Here is a 15970-nt window from a genome sequence, read left to right as displayed (position 1 = left end):
ATTTCCTTAGTTATATCAGTCTAGAAATCCAGCCACAAACAGAATGTAAAGTTTGTTAAGTGAGCGACTATTGCCGACCAGAAATGTTGAAACGAGGTCATTCAAGCCGCTCTAAGTGCGAATTTCTCCATGTTGCCGAATGTGTTCAACTAACCGCTTGGTTTCACCGCCTGCTAATTCTAGTTCCCTGAGATTACCCACCAAAACAAACAATTCCCTAGCGCGGCTGACGGCTGTATTCAACAAATTGGGTTTACGGTTGAGGAACCAAAAACTATGTTCTTGGTGGCACTGATAAGGAGAAAAGATAATGGCTGCTTTTTCTCCTCCCTGGAAGGTGTGAACCGTGCCAATGTCATCCCAAGAAAAGCCTTTCCAACGGTTTTGCAGTCGATACCTCAACGCGTTCGCTTGCTGCAAAAATGGCGACATCACCCCAATTGTCTTTGAGTTGTCGGGAGAGCCAATAGAGTAGCCATCAGCGATTAGAGACACAATCACTGCTTCTACAGCAGCAATTTCTTCTGGATTGGTGTTATTGGAGTGAGTTCCCTCGACGTGGTAAGCCAGCAGGTGCGACTGTTGTGCAGAACTGTCAGAATTTGAAAGGATTTGCAGACCACCGGGATAATTGGGACTACAGAACTGGATAATGGGTGCGGCACAACGATAGTGATTCCTTAAGACAATGCCAGTGCCATAATCCCCTTCTGTGCCACTAGCACCAGCAGCACGATGATAAGCGGTAGCTGTGTATTTAGCAGTGGGGGCATACCGATAATAGTCTTCATTCCCCATGCCCTGTTCCAGAAAAGCGGTTTGAAGATACTGTTTGATGGTATCGTCGCACAGATTAATCACTGGTTCAATTTGTTTTGGATCGCCTGCTACGACTGCTTGTTTTGAGCGCACCAGTAAGGGAAATAATTGATGTACGAGAGTCGTTCCCGCCTCATCCACCAGCGCTAGCTTAACGCTATTGGGGTGGATGTTTGGCAGCATATTGCGTACAGATTGCAAACTAGAGCTAATGACGGGAAAGATTAAACTCAAGTCACGGTAGATGGTTTCAGAGTCAGTTTCTAGTTTGAGCAAAGCATCCCCAACTCCCGTCAAAGCGCTTCCATAAGTTTCTAGCGCCCTAATGACATCATCTTTGCGTCGGAGAGTTTCTTGCTGCAGAAACTCCCAAGCGTGTTGGAATAGTTGCACCTGTAGTGAGTGGTAGTCGCGGTAGAAGCAACTGTAGAAATCTCCGTCTGGATAGGTATTAACTTGCTTTTGGAGTTGCTGTTGATGAGCTTGTAGGGACTCTAGTTGCTGGTTTAAAGCTGTTAGTCGGTTTTGAGTTTCGGCTAATTTCTGCTTGAGAGTGCGCGCTCGCTGTACGGCTTCCAGATGTTGGGCAACATTTCTTCGGGATTCGGCTAAACTTGAGCGGTCAAGTGGAACTTGAAAGGGAAAATCTGTTGCCAAGGTGTTTAATACGGGGTAGTGTTACGGAAGCTGTCACCAGGGGCAAAGTAGCTCTAAAGTCTTTCCAGGACTAGGTTTTAAACTTTTCAAGTTTCTGGGGCACGCGAAGCGTGCCAGCGCGTGAAAAATCCAGCTTTCACTCTTCTTCTGTACTTGCCCAAAAAGTACCGAATTTTCTATGGGAGTTGGCACTTTACCTGTTTACAGTCTGGATTACCACGGAAAAAATCCTGAAACTGTACCATTGTCCGTAGTAAAGTTCCGACTATAGTCAAAACCGGAACTTTTTGCGCTGAAGAAGTGGTAATGTAATCAGGATACATCTTAAAATAAACAATGAAACGACATTGGGAAGTAAACGAGTTAATTGAGTATTGGACACTGCTTCCCGATGAAGAAGCCTTGTTAGGTAACAAAACTGGTGCGAACCGACTGGGTTTCGCAATTTTGTTGAAATTCTTTCACTTAGAAGTCAGGTTCCCTCAACACATTCGTGACATCCCAAAACCTGTTGTTGTCCATCTATCTAAACAAGTCGGTGTACCGAGTGAAGAATATCATGCCTATGATTGGCAGGGACGCAGCATTAAATATCACCGTGCTGAAATCCGCTCCTTCTTGGGCTTCCGTAAAGCCACTGTCTGTGATGCGAAGGAAATGGCTAACTGGCTGGTGGAGCTGGTATTAGGACACGAGCAGGATGTTGAACATCTAGAAGCCGTAGTTATTCAACGGTTTCGCTCTCAACGTATTGAACCTCCCACAAACCTACGAATTAATCGCCTCATCCGGTCGGCTTTGCATACATACGAGAAGAACTTCTTTTCTAGCACGCTCCAAAAGTTCTCAAGGGAAACTAAGACTCAAATAGATGTTCTCTTAGACGCTGTTGATAGCAGTGAATATAAGGAAGCTCCAACTTTGCAACGGGACAACACTGGTATTGCCTTTAGTGACCTCAAAGCAGACCCTGGTCGAGTAGGTTTAGAAAGTTTATTATCAAAGCCATCAAAACTATCTTTCTATGCCAATATCTGCAATCAGAGGCATTACGCCGTGAAATCAATGAGGGGTTAAATGTTGTTGAAAACTGGAACAGTGCTAACAGTTTTATTTTCTATGGCAAGGGTGGAGAGGTTGCCACTAACCGCCTTGAAGAACAGGAATTGTCGGTATTGTGTCTTCACTTATTACAAATATGCTTGGTTTATATCAATACTTTGATGATTCAACAGGTTTTATCTGAACCTACTTGGATGTCCCGAATGAAAACAGAAGACTTTCGGGCGTTAACACCTCTCATTTATAACCATGTTAATCCCTATGGCACTTGGAGGTTAGACCTAGATGAACGATTACTGATTGAGTTTCCCGTGGAGGTAATTGCGTGAATGTGAATGTTAAACGGACTCCAGCTAAAAAGAAAGCACATGAGTTAGCTAAATATCTGCGTGGCGAACATCCCGATTACACCTATTTAAAAAGCGTTTTTCGCTACTTGCGAACTGAGTTAGAGATTCAATCCCCTAAAACATCAACGGACTTATTACCTGATGTGCCAACTGAAGAAGAAATTCAGCGGTACTATGAAGCCGTTTGGCACACTCGTAATATGCAAGATATGGTAATGATAAAAACTCTACTTTATACAGGAGTAAGAGTTAGTGAATTAATCAATATTCACCTTGAAGATATAGATTTTGTCCGCTGCCAGATTCGCATTAACCAGGGGAAAGGGGGAAAAGACCGAATTGTTCCGTTTCCTGTAGGTTTTAAGGAAGTTTTGGCGATGCACGTAGATTCGATGCAGCGCAAACAGGCGACTTACCTGTTTGAGTCGTCGTGGAAGCGCAAGTATAGTGACCGAGGGGTGAGAAAAATCCTAGAAAAGTATGTGCTGGCGGCAGGACTAAATAGGGCTATCTCACCTCACAGGCTGCGCCATTTTCTGCTGACATGGCTGAAAAAACAAGGAATTGATGATGCACTGATCCAACCTTACTCAGGACATTCTTCTCGTCAGTCGCTGGAAGTGTACTCACGGTTGTCAATAGGGGAAGCTCAAAAAGAATATGACGAGGTGATGGGGAAGTTTCCAGTTTAATACTGCTGTACTACTTTGCCCCTGGTGACAGCTTCCGTAACACTACCCCAAATACTGGAGTATATTCTATCAATGACACCATAATTGTGTCAGGCTCTGGTCCTTGGCGCGGTGTTACCCAGCAACAAATTCTCGAAACCTTCAAAAACCATTATGTGCCCTTGCTAGATAAAGCGATCGCAGCTGGCAGTTCTTTTGTAGTAGGCAATGCTGCTGGTACTGACCAGTTAGTACAGCAATACCTGCAAGAGCATGGATATAAGCTGGAAGCTCAGGGTGACGGATACATACGCGCTTCATCGCTGGAACTAGTTACTTCTGTTGATAGCAGTAAAACCCAAGACGTTGCACCATCCCCAAGATTTCCAGCACAACCGACTTCCGTACCTCTAACCGCAGTACCCGCAGCCCTCACAACAACTCAAAATCCTTTTGTCGCATCTTCCCAAAATATTCCCCAAACAGGAGTGATGGCTGACACTGTGGGGAGTTATGAGCAAGCCACTATTGATAGTTTGAGAAATTGGTACAGTGCTGCAGACAAACTGGGCAAGTCAGAAGAGTATAAAAACCGGATTGCAGTAGTTGCCACTCAGTTTAAGTCTGGTCAGGGATTGTCAGAGAAAGCGTTGATTGCGATGAACAAAGATATGGAGGAATTACGCTCTATAAATCGGCTGACTCAAATTGCTCAAAGAATTAGTGATGTTCTGGGACAACCTGGGGAAGGTGGTTCTACCCAAGTCAAGGGCAAAACCTACGACATCTCTGTCAATCCCTCCCAAAAAGACTTAACAATTTCCCCTAAAAATGGAGATGTGCTTCTTGATATTAAATCAGGAAAAGTACAAAGTTACCAAATTTCTTATAAGATAATCAAAACTTTTGAAGACATTAATGCCAAAATCGATACAGCTTTATCTCAAGTCAAATTTGAATACATAGAAATCTAATTATATCAATATTATATCCTATCTAAAAATCAGAAATTATGGCTACAAATCCTTTAGTGACACTTACAGAAACTACCTCAAAAATCTCAGAAGATATATCTCCTGCCAAAGCTGCTTATATCCTCAGCCAAATTTTAGAGAAAGTTGGGTATGATGAGCAATCTTTTGAGAAGATTGCTGAGGAAGTTAGTCCTTCTGAACAAGAGGATGCTATCAGAACTTTATCAGAGATAATTGGTGGAGTGAATTCAGGAAAGTCTTATGAAGAGTCTATAGTAACAGCATTGTCTTTGGCAGAGGAGCGTGCAGAAGAAATTGATGATAAGGCTGCACCCTTACCATTGGTGGAGGATAAGGAAACATCGCCTTCAACGCATTCTTCTTCTATGGATGAAGTAGATAGTAATTCAGCATTTGCACGAGATGTGATTGAGGAAGTATCAACTCTTACTGAACAAGAAGAAACTTTAGTAAGCCTTCATCAGCAAAATACAGAGGATATACACCGATATGTAATTCCGCTAGTCTTAACTAGACTGATGAAAGAGGGGTCAGCATTAGAGAGTGGGGATAATGAAGATTTAAGGACTAGAGTCTATGAGTCAGAAAAGTTTACTGCCACACTAAAAGTTACTCCTGGGGAAATCTCTTCAAGATCATCTCCATAAACTCCGTCCACAAGAGAATCCAAAAGATGAATTGCAGCCGCAAGTGGAACTCGCAAATCGTGGACTAAGAGTCGTACAAAATTCTCCTGAGCTTTAAGGCGAGCATCTCGTTCAGCAATCCTACGATTCACTCTTAGCAATGCCCGAATCCTCGCTCCTAATTCGTTTGCTACAGGAGGCTTTGTCACCAAATCGTCCGCACCAGCTTCCAATCCCAACTCCAAGTTGGGGTGATCGTTATTGGCAACTAGCAAAATCGGAAAGTAAGGCGTCACAGTTGAACGGATGATACTAATCAAATCATGCCACTTTAACAGTGAATTGCTCACATCCAAAACCATTAAATCTGGGGGTGACTCCCTTACTATTTCCAACGCCTCTCGAACCAAAGCACTTTTAATCCAATATGATGCCTCCTTTTGAATGCAGTTAAGCAACTGAGATTCATCATCCCTGTCACTATCACTCACTAATAAAATTCTGTATTTATAATCTGATTCACCTAAAATTCCGTTGGATGCCTCCGCTATATAGCGGTTAGCGGTGGAAGGAAAATGACTAATATACATTAACTGTATCCATCACTTAATAGTAAAGGAAATCTTCGGTAGACAGATGCACATTATTTTTATTACAAGGCTTGAAGCTAGTAGCGCACCCCAAGGTACGAATTTAAACTCTTATAATAACGGCAGCTAGAAAATTTTTTTATAGCAATCTGGTCAAATAGGGCTATCTTTAAAGCCCTCACTATAATGCTGAAAGCATTCGCTAATGGGTGTTAAATCACTCCACTCTATCTCTCTCATTAATCAAAATTTATAATAAGCAGCGCTTATAAACATCAGTAATAACGCTGAATATAAATAAACTTAATAATTTTTATTACCTTATAATTGCTATGTCACAGTTCAAAACGCAAATACTAAAATATCTATAAATCAAGCACTTATTTTCTAAGTATACTTACGCAATAAAAAAGATAAAAAGGAGCAAAGATGAGTAGGATTAGGGTAGTAATTATTGAGGACCATGAGCTAATGAGGTTTGGGGTAGTTACAGCGCTTTCTGCAAACGAACACATTGAGGTGTGCGGGGAAGCAGACAATGGCTCTTTAGGTCTAAGTTTGATAAAAAAGCATAATCCTGATATAGCCTTAGTAGATATTAATCTTCCAGATATAGATGGTGCAGAACTTTGCAAAAGAATTAAGGACAATTTTCATACAAAAGTCATAATATTAACTGCTGATAACACACAGGATACAGTCACAAAAGCGTTTAGGTATGGAGCGGATTCGTACTGCGTCAAAAATTTACCAAGAAAAAAGTTAGCAGAAGCAGTATATGTCACTTATAGAGGGGAATCTTGGATTGACTCAACAATTGGCAAAATCGTGATTGAGAACATGAAAGATTCAACAAAATCTATTCGGAAAATCCAAAAAATTCATAATAAAAGAGAGTCCGCTTATGGAGCAAGTATACTCAGTCAGAGAGAGATAGATGTTTTGCGATTAATAGCTCAAGGAATGAGCAATGAAAAAATTTCTGGAAACCTATATATATCTATTGGAACAGTAAGAAGTCATGTGCATCGAATACTACAAAAACTAAACTGTGAAAGTCGTTCCCAAGCAGCAATCAAAGCAATCTCTGAAGGGCTAGTCGAAACACCTGTGTGGCAAGAAAATGATTACAACAACTACCAAGTTCAAAACTTATCTATCGCTTAACTGCTGCTGATATACAGAACGCTGGTTGTAAGGCACAACCCAAAGAACGCATCTACCCTTAAGGTGTTCTGTTTCCTTACGACATACATTTAATTCAAAATCCTTCCACTTCACAAGCTGACGGGCAAACTGTCCGTCTTTTGATTTTGCCCAAGTCAAAGCTTCTTTCTCTTCAAAGGTCAGGCGAACTGGCTCAACCAGACCACCTCCTTTCCAAGCTGGAATCATATTACCAACTAGGATACCCACACCAAAAACACCAGATAGAACTAAGGCAGCAGGTAGCATGGAACTAAGGACTGTCTTTGATTTTTGTTGTTCCACCTTCTTCAACAAAGCTGAAGCAGCTTTAGCAATAGCACTCTTCTGTTGAACAATAGCTACACTCGATGCCTTATCGAGCTTCTCATCTATTTCAATTGTCCATCCCTCCACTACAGTATCAAGTTTACCTGGAATATCCTCCATCAATACCTCGAACTTACCAAGGGAACTTAAAACCAAAAACAACGGGTCTTTGGGATTGATGCCAGAACGCCGAACTACATCAAGAACTTTCTGTTTAAAATGGTCAGAACGTCCTTTTAAAGCTGCATCTAAAGAACCTTCTATAGAAGTATTCCCACTCATAAAAGCCTTTAACTAACCAAAAACTAAAAATCAAAATCTAACTTTTGTTGAAGATTAACTGATGATACTTGTTGTGAAAAAGCTAATAATTCAGAAAGAATTTTATTACCCTTGATTTGCTGGTTAAACTCTTCCATCCAGTTAAAAATACGAGAGCGGTTCATTAAATCTATCTCTGGGTTCTGCAAGGCTTGACTATAGGGCAAATTCATAGATTCTACCAATTCATAAGCACCTCTCCATAACGCTCCTAAATACAATTCATCACCACCTCTATCTTGAATATACTTTTGGATATCAGAGCCATCATAGTAGGGGTACTCATCACCAAAGTGCAGGTTTTTGATTACTACATAATCTGCCCTATTGCCACAGTAGTTAAGAAGCTCTTGTAAGTATTCAACACAATCACGTCGATAAGAAACTGGATGCACAAAGGTGATGCGATAACCCAAACTAGCAATTGCATCCCACAGCAGCACTTCTTCTGCAAATTGTTTGAACTGCTTAAAATTCTGCCCTGGCAAGTCACTAAGAGCTACTATCACATCAGAAAAGCACTCTAGGTCGATAAGCAATTGGTCAGCACCACCCCGCGTTAATGGCAATTCCCCAACAGGTAACACTAGCTCATAGGCATACAACTTATTGCGGTTACCAGTGTAGTAAGCTCGCAACTTTAGTCTGGACTCTAGGTAAAGCTCTACTAACAAGCGTGCTGTTGTGGACTTGCCTACCCTAGCATCGCCAGTTGTCATCACTAGTCTCTTAGGAATGGGGAGAATCGCAGGAGCATTTTGGTTAAGCGGCTTGACTTGCTGCTGCATGATTTTCTAACCCCAGCAACTGACTAGCAACCAACACATTTTGCTCAAATTCCTTAAGCCAAGCTGCAACACGAGATTTGATGACAATGTTGGCTTCTTTGCTCTCTAAAACTGCGCTAAAAGGCAAGTTCTTCTCATCAATATAGTCATAGGGTTTGAAAAACAAGTCGGGCATCAAAATTTCCATAGCCCCAGCTTCTAAAAGTTTAGTTCGAGTTTCAGAGTCTTGATAACGCTCAAACTTATCGGCATCTCCATGAAACAGATTCTTCACCACCACATAATCCACGCGATCGCCACAGTACTCATAGAGGACACGCAAAATATTCACTGAGTCCTTCACCCTGGACAGCACACTCACCATAGTGACTCTGTAGCCCAACTCTTTAACTGCATCAAAAACGCCTAAGTCCTTCTCGAACTCCTCAAAAAACGCACCAGACTGAGCTGGCAAGTCAACCAATGCAAGTGGAGGACGTTCGCTATCCAGGTCTATTAGCAGGTCATCGGCACCGCCCCTCGTAAAAATATCAAGCAGCTTCACTCCAGGTTCTACTGAGTTGTAATGTCTGTACAATTGAGCATTGCGATGGTCCGAGTCGTAAGCCAAATACTTAAGCTTTTTGTTGATATACAGATGAAGCAATCCCCTAGCCAATGTAGATTTGCCCACACCTCCCTTGTCTCCAGTGACAATCACTACCCGTCCTGTCTCCTGATTCGGATTCTCTACCATTTGTTTGTTATTCCTTTTTTTAGTCATAAATAATGAAATCAGTTAATAAAAAGGCGGAGGTACAAAGCTAATTTGGATAACCTACGTTTATCCAAGTTGGCTATACATCAACTCCATACTTTTTGCAAGAATATCTACTGCTTATTTCCCAGTTTCACAGTTGGTAGTTTTATGGATAAATATCCTCAAGCACATTCTGCCCGGTGTGAACCTGAATGGGATAATAGCTTTTTAACTTCATCAAAATCTATATCTCTGATTTAAGTTTGATTTGACAGAGCCGGAGCCGATAAATTTACATATATGGTGGTATTAGGTATACATTCTTTGAATATTTATAACACCTCATCCACCAACCAAAAAATTACCATTTGATGTAAATTAATACGCATTTTGATAAAATTCAACCCCTACAGCAAGTCGCGTCTTCCCGGTATCCTCTACATTGCGTTTTTTTTCAATCCCACCTTACAGCATAAGTTGCTTTTATAATATGCACGAGCAATCCAGTAGAAGTACAACACACCACTACCGCAAAAATATAAACAAATTAGCCAAACAAATCTACCAATATTAAGGGAGCTGTTGATGTCAGCAATATAAATATTCAACAGCCACAACAAAGAGGATTTTGGGGTAAAAAGGGCAATCGCGTAGGTTACAGCAACCCCACCCAGCTATAGCTAAGTATTTTTACAATTTTACTATATATAAATTTTACAAAAATAACAGTAAAAACCTAGAGGATTGCTCTTTGTGGAGTGGGGTAGATTTAGGATATAGGAGGTTCGCCTGAAGCTAAGCATTACCCAAACCGTACTTTCAACTAGGCACCTCTGAAATTTTTCCAAAGTTATCAGGGATACAGCAGTTACCAAGCTCGCTCAAGTTAATAGTGTTAATTATTCGATAATGAATTTCTACCTTGAAGGACTTAACCATTGCCGCACAAAATCCCTACGATGCAAGTATTTTAAGTTGACAAACACGGAAACTATCCGACCATGTCACTTAAGGGTGGATCTGGGCTACAGCTTTGACTCCTCCCAGTCGTGGATGTGGGCACGTAACACGTTCACATCCACCAACATCCCCTATGTTCACTCATAAAGTGGGATTGCTCACTATCATACTGCTTGTGACATCAATTCACTTGGCTCAATAGTTTTACGGTCTTCTAGGAAAGAATGGCCAATTAAGTTAAGGATTTCCACTCTTTCTACAGGAGAAGCAGCAGATACAAGCACTCGTAGGCTCACCCCAGGCTTCGCCCCTAGCAACTGAGACAAATACCACTCCCGCGCTTCCGTAGGAACAGCCCCTAGCAATGCTAGAAACTTTCCAGTTCCCAAATCAGCCTTTCCCTTACGAAATCTGGAAATTAGCACCTCTGAAACTCCAGCTTGCTTGGCTACAACTTTTGCCGAAAGGTTAAACCTATCGAACATCTCGTCAAATAGTTGCTGGTAAAGAGGAGTTTCCTCTGTTACAAAATTTTGCATTGCCAAGCTAATTATAGGATTAGTTAGTTGTTATAGTATGCGATATTTAAAGAGAACTGTATTAGGATTTTTAAAGACATGGATAACTCAATGGTAGCAAAGGATTTCCTCTCGCTAAACTGAGCCAACGACTTACTCTTACTGAAAGATATAACATCATCTTGAAGGAAGTAGGGCAGAACTTCAGCTACTACTAGCTTACATGGCGATACCTTTGAGGCGCAAGTTAAGCAATTTTCGGCAGCCATCAAGGAATAGCTTCAAGCCAATAGATTTGAAAACTAGCCCCAATCAGGCAGGACAGGGGCTGAAAACTATAGTTACTGAAATTATGACGCAGAACAATTCCAAAATTCAAGGGAAGTTTTACCCTCTTCAGCATGAGGAATGGCTCAAAGCCTGCCGGGAGCTAACGCCAGCACAGAAGGATGTGCTGTACTACATTCGTACGCTCGATCCTTATGGCGATGGGGTTGAACTGTCTGTTTCCGGGATAGCTAGGCAATTGTCAACAGAGGATAAAGAAGTACATCGCTCGACGGTTAGCCGTGCTCTGAAAGCCTTAGATGAAAAGGGATTCGTTGACCTAGAACTGCTGAAAGTCAAAGTTAAAATTTTGGCTGGTGGTCTTCATTGTTGCGGTTGCGATGAGACAACAGTGTTGCCTACAGACAACAGTGTTGCCTACAGACAACAAGCGCGATCGCCACGCAACAAGCGTGATCATGACGCAACAAGCGTGATCATGACGCAACAAGTGAGTCCCGAAACCCTCGTCCAGAGCCAATCCTCAGAGCCTAAGACTTATAAGACTTATTCAGACTTTATAAAGACTCTCTCGGAAACCGAGCGAGCGAATTTTTTGAATTTCTGTGAGGAACTTACAAAAAACCTCAGCCAACCTGTCAACGACATAGAGGCTTGGTTAGCTTACAAGAACAAAACCGGAAAAAACCGTTGGGAGGTTTATTACCAAAAATTCTTGGCGAAGCAAAAAACACAAATCAACAAATCTAAAAACAACCAAAGCAGCCGACATATTGCCAAAAAGTTTCAACAAGAAATTGAGGAACAGCGTCAGCAAGCTATGCTTGCCTTGCAGGGCGAAGTATGACTGACCGATTGCCACCACAAAACATTGAGGCGGAAGAGGCGATTTTGGGCGGGATAATGCTAGATCCAGAAGCGGTTAGCAGGGTGAGCGATCATCTGGTTCCAGAAGCTTTTTACATTACTGCTCACAAAGATATCTATCAAGCAGCACTGCGCCTTCACCGACTCGGCAAACCTACGGACTTGCTGTCTGTCATAAATTGGTTAATTGACCATGACTTACTCGCTCGCATTGGCGGTAGAAATAAACTAGTCTCCCTCGTAGACCGTACAGTCAGTGCTGTCAACATCGACGCCCTAGCCGCATTGGTAATGGAGAAATATCTACGGCGGCAGTTAATTAAAGCTGGTAATGAAATTGTCCATCTGGGTTACGAGACAGAAACTGAGTTACCAATTGTCCTCGACCAATCAGAGCAGAAAGTTTTCCAAGTTTCTCACCAAAAATTTTGTTCAAATACCGAACATAACAGCACGATTAATATTGCTGCTTACGAGCAATTAGAGTCATCTAGCCCCATTTACCCTACAGGGCTTTATGAACTCGATAACTTGATGGTGGGATTTGAAAGCGGCATATTGACTATAGTTGCAGGCAGACCATCAATGGGAAAGAGCCAGATTGCACTTTTTTTGGCTCTTCAGATGATACTGCTTCACAAGCTACCTGTCATTATCTTTTCCCTAGAGATGACTAAGAAGCAGCTGGAGTACAGACTGTGGAGTTTAATTAGCGTCGTAGGTGCCTACAAGCATTTAGGTTTGATACCCTTAAGAACCGATCGCATCCGCAGACACCGGGCAGGATTTGAACCTTTAAAGGAATGGGAATTTAGCAGCATTGCCAAAATCGTTGGTATTGCAAGAGAACTGCCGCTGTACATTAATGACTCAAGAGGCATTACCGTTTCTGGAATTGCTTCCGAATGCCGTCAGGTAAAGGCAAAAGAAGGCAAGCTGGGGTTGGTTGTAGTTGATTACCTGCAAATGATGGCAGAGGACTCTCTTGGCAACCGGAGCTACGAACTAGGAGATGTGGCGAGGGGACTTTACAAAATGGCAGGTGATTTGGATGTTCCTGTGTTGGCGCTGTCTCAAATCTCTAGAGCAGTTGAGGGAAGGCAAAACAAGCGCCCAATGATGAGCGATCTCAGCCAGTCGGGAATCTTAGAGATGGTAGCAGACAATATAATACTCGCTTACCGGGACGAGTACTACAACCCGGACACTCTAGACCAAGGAATCCTAGAACTAATCATGGCTAAGGCACGGCATGGGGACACTGGCACGGCAACGGTGTTCTTCGACAAATCCTATGGAATTATCAAGAATTTGGAATGATGAAAGAGCCGATTCCTCAAACTACCGTCGAAACCTTTCGCCCTAATGGCTGGATACTGGGTTTTGACGGCGAGAGCAGCAACCTACAGTTCGGACTGCACAAGAGCGGCAGTCCGGTGCTTGCGACTCAGCCCGTCTATTTCTGTTCGGGCAGAACCAAGTTTTTGGATACCAACTACAAGCTAAAGTTACCAGCACGACAATCTCACTGCTTAATTTACTGGGGTGATAATGTCCAGCTGTTTAGAGAAGTCTTTGAGTTGTATGGTGTCATTCACCTACCAACTCAACTTCTATATAAAGAAGAAGCCCAACAAAGAACAGATGATGAGTGGAGAGTCTCTGAATTTTTACTGGGGGGTATCGAAAATAGCCCTAGTAAAGACAGCCCTAGTACAAACTCCTCTAAATCCCATATATCCCCCAGTAATGGCAGCCCTAGTAAAAAGCGCAGAAATTGGGGTGAGGGTAACGGCACTATTTATTGGCGCACCATTATCAAGAATGGAAAGGAATACCCCCAGGCTTATTATCACTGGAAGGAAAACGGTCTGAAGAGAACCAAGTACATTCCTAAGCAATTACTAGGGGTTATTCAAGAAGCAGAGGAACAGAAACGACCAGTGATAGAGATTTTGGGATTACTGGGTGTTGTGCCAAGCCCTAGTAAAAACACATTACTGGGGGATATTAGAAACAGCCCTAGTAATGATGAAATAACCACTAGTAAAAAAAGCCCTAGTACTCACGAAGAGCCTTCATGTGTATCCCTTAAAGATAGCCCTAGTAACGATGGGGGACAGGTGGAAGCAACCACCAGTAAAGACAGCCCTAGTAAAACAAGACGAGACAAGGGGTTAGGCAGTGGCTCAATTCAGTGGAAAACCATTACCCTTCACGGCAAAGATTATCCTCAAGCTTGGTATCACTACGAGTTTTGGAAAGATGGCGATCGCCTGGTCAAAAAGAGTAGGTACATTCCAAAACGGCTATTAAAGAGGATTGAAGAGCTAGAAGCTCAGAAAGCGCCAGTTAAAGAGATTTTGGCTATTTTAAGCGTAAAATTGTAAAAACCCCAGGCGTGGGGCTGTTAGCGTAACTCTTTTGTCTTATGGGTCTTACTGCGGAAAATAACTTATTTGAAACTTGAAACCAGTTGGAACTGGTACCATTTGAGCTACAGTGGACGCTTTGCCAGAGACATAGGCTGTAATTTTATTACCACTCTAAATAAAATAGACATCAGAATGGCTCTGTACCAGCTACAGCAGGGGCATGATCATTAATCAGGTCATTAACGGATAGCACTGACTAAAATGTGTTTAAAGAAACAATGAAAATATGATGCTGCCTTCTGTATTTAAAACCTGCATCCCTAGAGAAGAAATATTAGCTGGAGACATTTCCCCCGACTTATTCGCCGCCAAGCTGCGACTGTGGGAGAGAAGCACACGCTTAATTACAAGACGCAGCATGGACAGCTGCAGGTAAACCTCCCTTTTCTACCTGGGTAGCGCGTACAATTTTCTTACATTCCATCAACCAAGGAATAGCAGCAGGTATTCGTCGCGCTGAATTAAATTTGTCACTGCTGACACCTGGGTTAGAAATTGGCTTTGTTGATACAGCCTTGGAAAGGTTGAGTGAAGTTGCTTGGTACTTGGAAAACGATGCGATAACTTCTATCGCTCGTTTTAAAGAAGAACCATCAATTAATAAAATTATTGCGGAAGAAAAGGCACAAATCGGAATCACTGATACCATTTCACGAAAAATCTGATGCAAATAGAGCATCAAGAATAAAATCCCAACCAGTAATAGAAGCAACGATAGATGTGTTTAATTTCTCCAAACGCTTCCAGATAAATTGCCTTAATTCATCTAACGTCCCAAAGCTAACACACGCCAGATGTCGTTTAACTTCCTCCCATAATCTCTCAATTGGATTAACTTGCGGTGTATGTGGAGGTTGAAATAACAAAATTATATTCTCTGGTATCTGAAGATACTGGCTAAAATGAAAAGCGCCATTATCTAATTGAATAATATGTATATCTTGAGCATAACTGGCGGAAAACTTTTCTAAAAAAATATTAAAACAAGCTGCATTTAAATGAGAGAATTCCCAAATAAAATACTCACCAGTTAATGGTTCTACTAATCCATATAAATAAAAATTCTCTCGTTTCCATTGCATGATGCCAATCGGCTTGGTACCTTTTGCGGTAATTAATCTCCCTACTTCAGTTTTCAGTCCTACGCGACTTTCATCCTCACACCAATACCTAATTCTTCTATTTTTATCTTTCGGTGGTATGATGTGTTTTTTAATTACCTCTAAATATTGTGGGAGTTTTTTTTAAACTCTGATTCTGCTTCGGGCTGGTGTTTGACCCCTACTGCACGCGGCACTTTTAGTTTCGCCTTCATTTGATAACGCACTGTATCATGTACTACTTTATATGAAGCTTCTACCCCCTCTACCGCTTTTAACCATGTTCTTATTTCTTCATAACTTTTGAATCCCTGTTGATCTTCCAGTTCTTTCAATAATTGCTCTCGAATCTGTGTGTTGATGATTGGCGGTCGCCCTGAACCCTTTTTTCTTGATACCAGATTGGTGATTCCCGACTCTGTATAAGCTTTTAACCATCTTTGTACTGTCGCTGTGCCTCTTCCCAACATCACAGCCAAACCCTGTATTGTTTTTACCTGCCCTATCTTCAGTAAATACAACGCTTGAATTCGTTCTTTACCTAATGCTGTTTTTTGTTTTCTCAGCAGTTCATGCAATTGGTCTGCTGACTCTTTTATTTCTACTTTGGTGATTCCAGCCATTTTCACTCATTCATATTTATTCCTGAATTATTTCTATCATTTTTTT

At 41.8% G+C, this 15970-nt stretch carries 17 protein-coding genes and 1 pseudogene; 10 read left to right on the top strand and 8 right to left on the bottom strand.

All coding sequences use genetic code 11. From position 1 onward, the window contains the following. Window positions 1–111: 111 nt before the first annotated feature. The gene (locus tag MAS10914_RS29150; protein WP_017313966.1) at window positions 112–1476 is read right to left on the bottom strand and encodes a DEAD/DEAH box helicase; all 1365 of its coding nucleotides are present in this window, start codon (window positions 1474–1476) and stop codon (window positions 112–114) included. A 336-nt stretch (window positions 1477–1812) separates the two neighbouring features. On the opposite strand from MAS10914_RS29150, the gene MAS10914_RS0100555 reads away from it, so the two are divergent. From MAS10914_RS0100555 to MAS10914_RS0100535, 5 genes and pseudogenes are all read left to right on the top strand, one after another. Continuing rightward, complete coding sequence (locus MAS10914_RS0100555; protein WP_017313965.1) at window positions 1813–2553, top strand: DUF4158 domain-containing protein; 741 nt, start codon at window positions 1813–1815, stop codon at window positions 2551–2553. Next, window positions 2478–2867: pseudogene (locus tag MAS10914_RS32385) on the top strand (Tn3 family transposase); the annotation flags it as partial. The gene MAS10914_RS0100555 and the pseudogene MAS10914_RS32385, both read left to right, overlap by 76 nt. Continuing rightward, a complete protein-coding gene (locus MAS10914_RS0100545) occupies window positions 2864–3580 on the top strand; it encodes a tyrosine-type recombinase/integrase (protein WP_017313963.1) in 717 nt (238 codons plus the stop codon). The pseudogene MAS10914_RS32385 and the gene MAS10914_RS0100545, both read left to right, overlap by 4 nt. Before the next feature lie 86 nt (window positions 3581–3666). Beyond that, a complete protein-coding gene (locus MAS10914_RS34800; protein WP_017313962.1) occupies window positions 3667–4533 on the top strand; it encodes a hypothetical protein in 867 nt (288 codons plus the stop codon). A gap of 38 nt (window positions 4534–4571) precedes the next feature. After that, window positions 4572–5201: a hypothetical protein gene (locus tag MAS10914_RS0100535; RefSeq protein WP_017313961.1), complete on the top strand. Its 630-nt coding sequence runs from the start codon at window positions 4572–4574 to the stop codon at window positions 5199–5201. Here the strand turns inward: MAS10914_RS0100535 and MAS10914_RS29145 are convergent. Next, window positions 5129–5770: a response regulator gene (locus MAS10914_RS29145; protein ID WP_017313960.1), complete on the bottom strand. Its 642-nt coding sequence runs from the start codon at window positions 5768–5770 to the stop codon at window positions 5129–5131. The two genes, MAS10914_RS0100535 and MAS10914_RS29145, sit on opposite strands and share 73 nt — an antisense overlap. Window positions 5771–6199: 429 nt before the next feature. Here MAS10914_RS29145 and MAS10914_RS29140 point away from each other — a divergent pair, with 429 nt between their 5' ends. Further along, window positions 6200–6937 carry a response regulator gene (locus MAS10914_RS29140; RefSeq protein ID WP_017313959.1) on the top strand — a complete coding sequence of 246 codons (738 nt, stop codon included), beginning with the start codon at window positions 6200–6202 and terminating at the stop codon, window positions 6935–6937. Here MAS10914_RS29140 and MAS10914_RS0100520 read toward each other — a convergent pair. From MAS10914_RS0100520 to MAS10914_RS0100505, 4 genes are all read right to left on the bottom strand, one after another. Next, entirely contained in the window at window positions 6923–7567 is a 645-nt protein-coding gene (locus MAS10914_RS0100520) for a DUF6753 family protein (protein ID WP_017313958.1), read from the bottom strand. The two genes, MAS10914_RS29140 and MAS10914_RS0100520, sit on opposite strands and share 15 nt — an antisense overlap. Window positions 7568–7590: 23 nt before the next feature. Then, the gene (locus MAS10914_RS0100515; RefSeq protein ID WP_017313957.1) at window positions 7591–8394 is read right to left on the bottom strand and encodes a P-loop NTPase family protein; all 804 of its coding nucleotides are present in this window, start codon (window positions 8392–8394) and stop codon (window positions 7591–7593) included. After that, window positions 8369–9130: a nucleotide-binding protein gene (locus MAS10914_RS0100510; protein WP_017313956.1), complete on the bottom strand. Its 762-nt coding sequence runs from the start codon at window positions 9128–9130 to the stop codon at window positions 8369–8371. The genes MAS10914_RS0100515 and MAS10914_RS0100510 overlap by 26 nt, the downstream gene beginning before the upstream one ends. Before the next feature lie 1127 nt (window positions 9131–10257). After that, the gene (locus MAS10914_RS0100505) at window positions 10258–10632 is read right to left on the bottom strand and encodes a transcriptional regulator (RefSeq protein ID WP_017313955.1); all 375 of its coding nucleotides are present in this window, start codon (window positions 10630–10632) and stop codon (window positions 10258–10260) included. A gap of 202 nt (window positions 10633–10834) precedes the next feature. Between MAS10914_RS0100505 and MAS10914_RS0100500 the strand changes: the two genes are divergently transcribed. The 4 genes from MAS10914_RS0100500 to MAS10914_RS35200 all read left to right on the top strand — a co-directional run bounded on the left by MAS10914_RS0100500 (window position 10835) and on the right by MAS10914_RS35200 (window position 14866). Then, window positions 10835–11746 (top strand): hypothetical protein, encoded by a 912-nt coding sequence (locus MAS10914_RS0100500; RefSeq protein ID WP_017313954.1) that lies wholly within the window; start codon window positions 10835–10837, stop codon window positions 11744–11746. After that, window positions 11743–13086 (top strand): replicative DNA helicase, encoded by a 1344-nt coding sequence (gene dnaB / locus MAS10914_RS0100495; RefSeq protein ID WP_017313953.1) that lies wholly within the window; start codon window positions 11743–11745, stop codon window positions 13084–13086. Before MAS10914_RS0100500 ends, dnaB begins: the two co-directional genes overlap by 4 nt. Then, window positions 13083–14156: a hypothetical protein gene (locus MAS10914_RS29135; protein ID WP_232224068.1), complete on the top strand. Its 1074-nt coding sequence runs from the start codon at window positions 13083–13085 to the stop codon at window positions 14154–14156. Before dnaB ends, MAS10914_RS29135 begins: the two co-directional genes overlap by 4 nt. A gap of 512 nt (window positions 14157–14668) precedes the next feature. Further along, a complete protein-coding gene (locus MAS10914_RS35200; RefSeq protein WP_026082241.1) occupies window positions 14669–14866 on the top strand; it encodes a hypothetical protein in 198 nt (65 codons plus the stop codon). On the opposite strand, the gene MAS10914_RS0100480 is transcribed toward MAS10914_RS35200, so the two are convergent. Both MAS10914_RS0100480 and MAS10914_RS0100475 read right to left on the bottom strand, forming a co-directional pair. Beyond that, a complete protein-coding gene (locus MAS10914_RS0100480) occupies window positions 14852–15376 on the bottom strand; it encodes an IS630 family transposase (protein ID WP_026082240.1) in 525 nt (174 codons plus the stop codon). The two genes, MAS10914_RS35200 and MAS10914_RS0100480, sit on opposite strands and share 15 nt — an antisense overlap. 47 nt (window positions 15377–15423) lie before the next feature. Further along, entirely contained in the window at window positions 15424–15924 is a 501-nt protein-coding gene (locus MAS10914_RS0100475) for a helix-turn-helix domain-containing protein (RefSeq protein ID WP_017313950.1), read from the bottom strand. Between the last annotated feature and the right edge of the window lie 46 nt (window positions 15925–15970).

The organism is Mastigocladopsis repens PCC 10914 (assembly GCF_000315565.1).
Taxonomy (GTDB): domain Bacteria; phylum Cyanobacteriota; class Cyanobacteriia; order Cyanobacteriales; family Nostocaceae; genus Mastigocladopsis; species Mastigocladopsis repens.
This window is presented reverse-complemented; position numbering and strand designations above follow the sequence as displayed.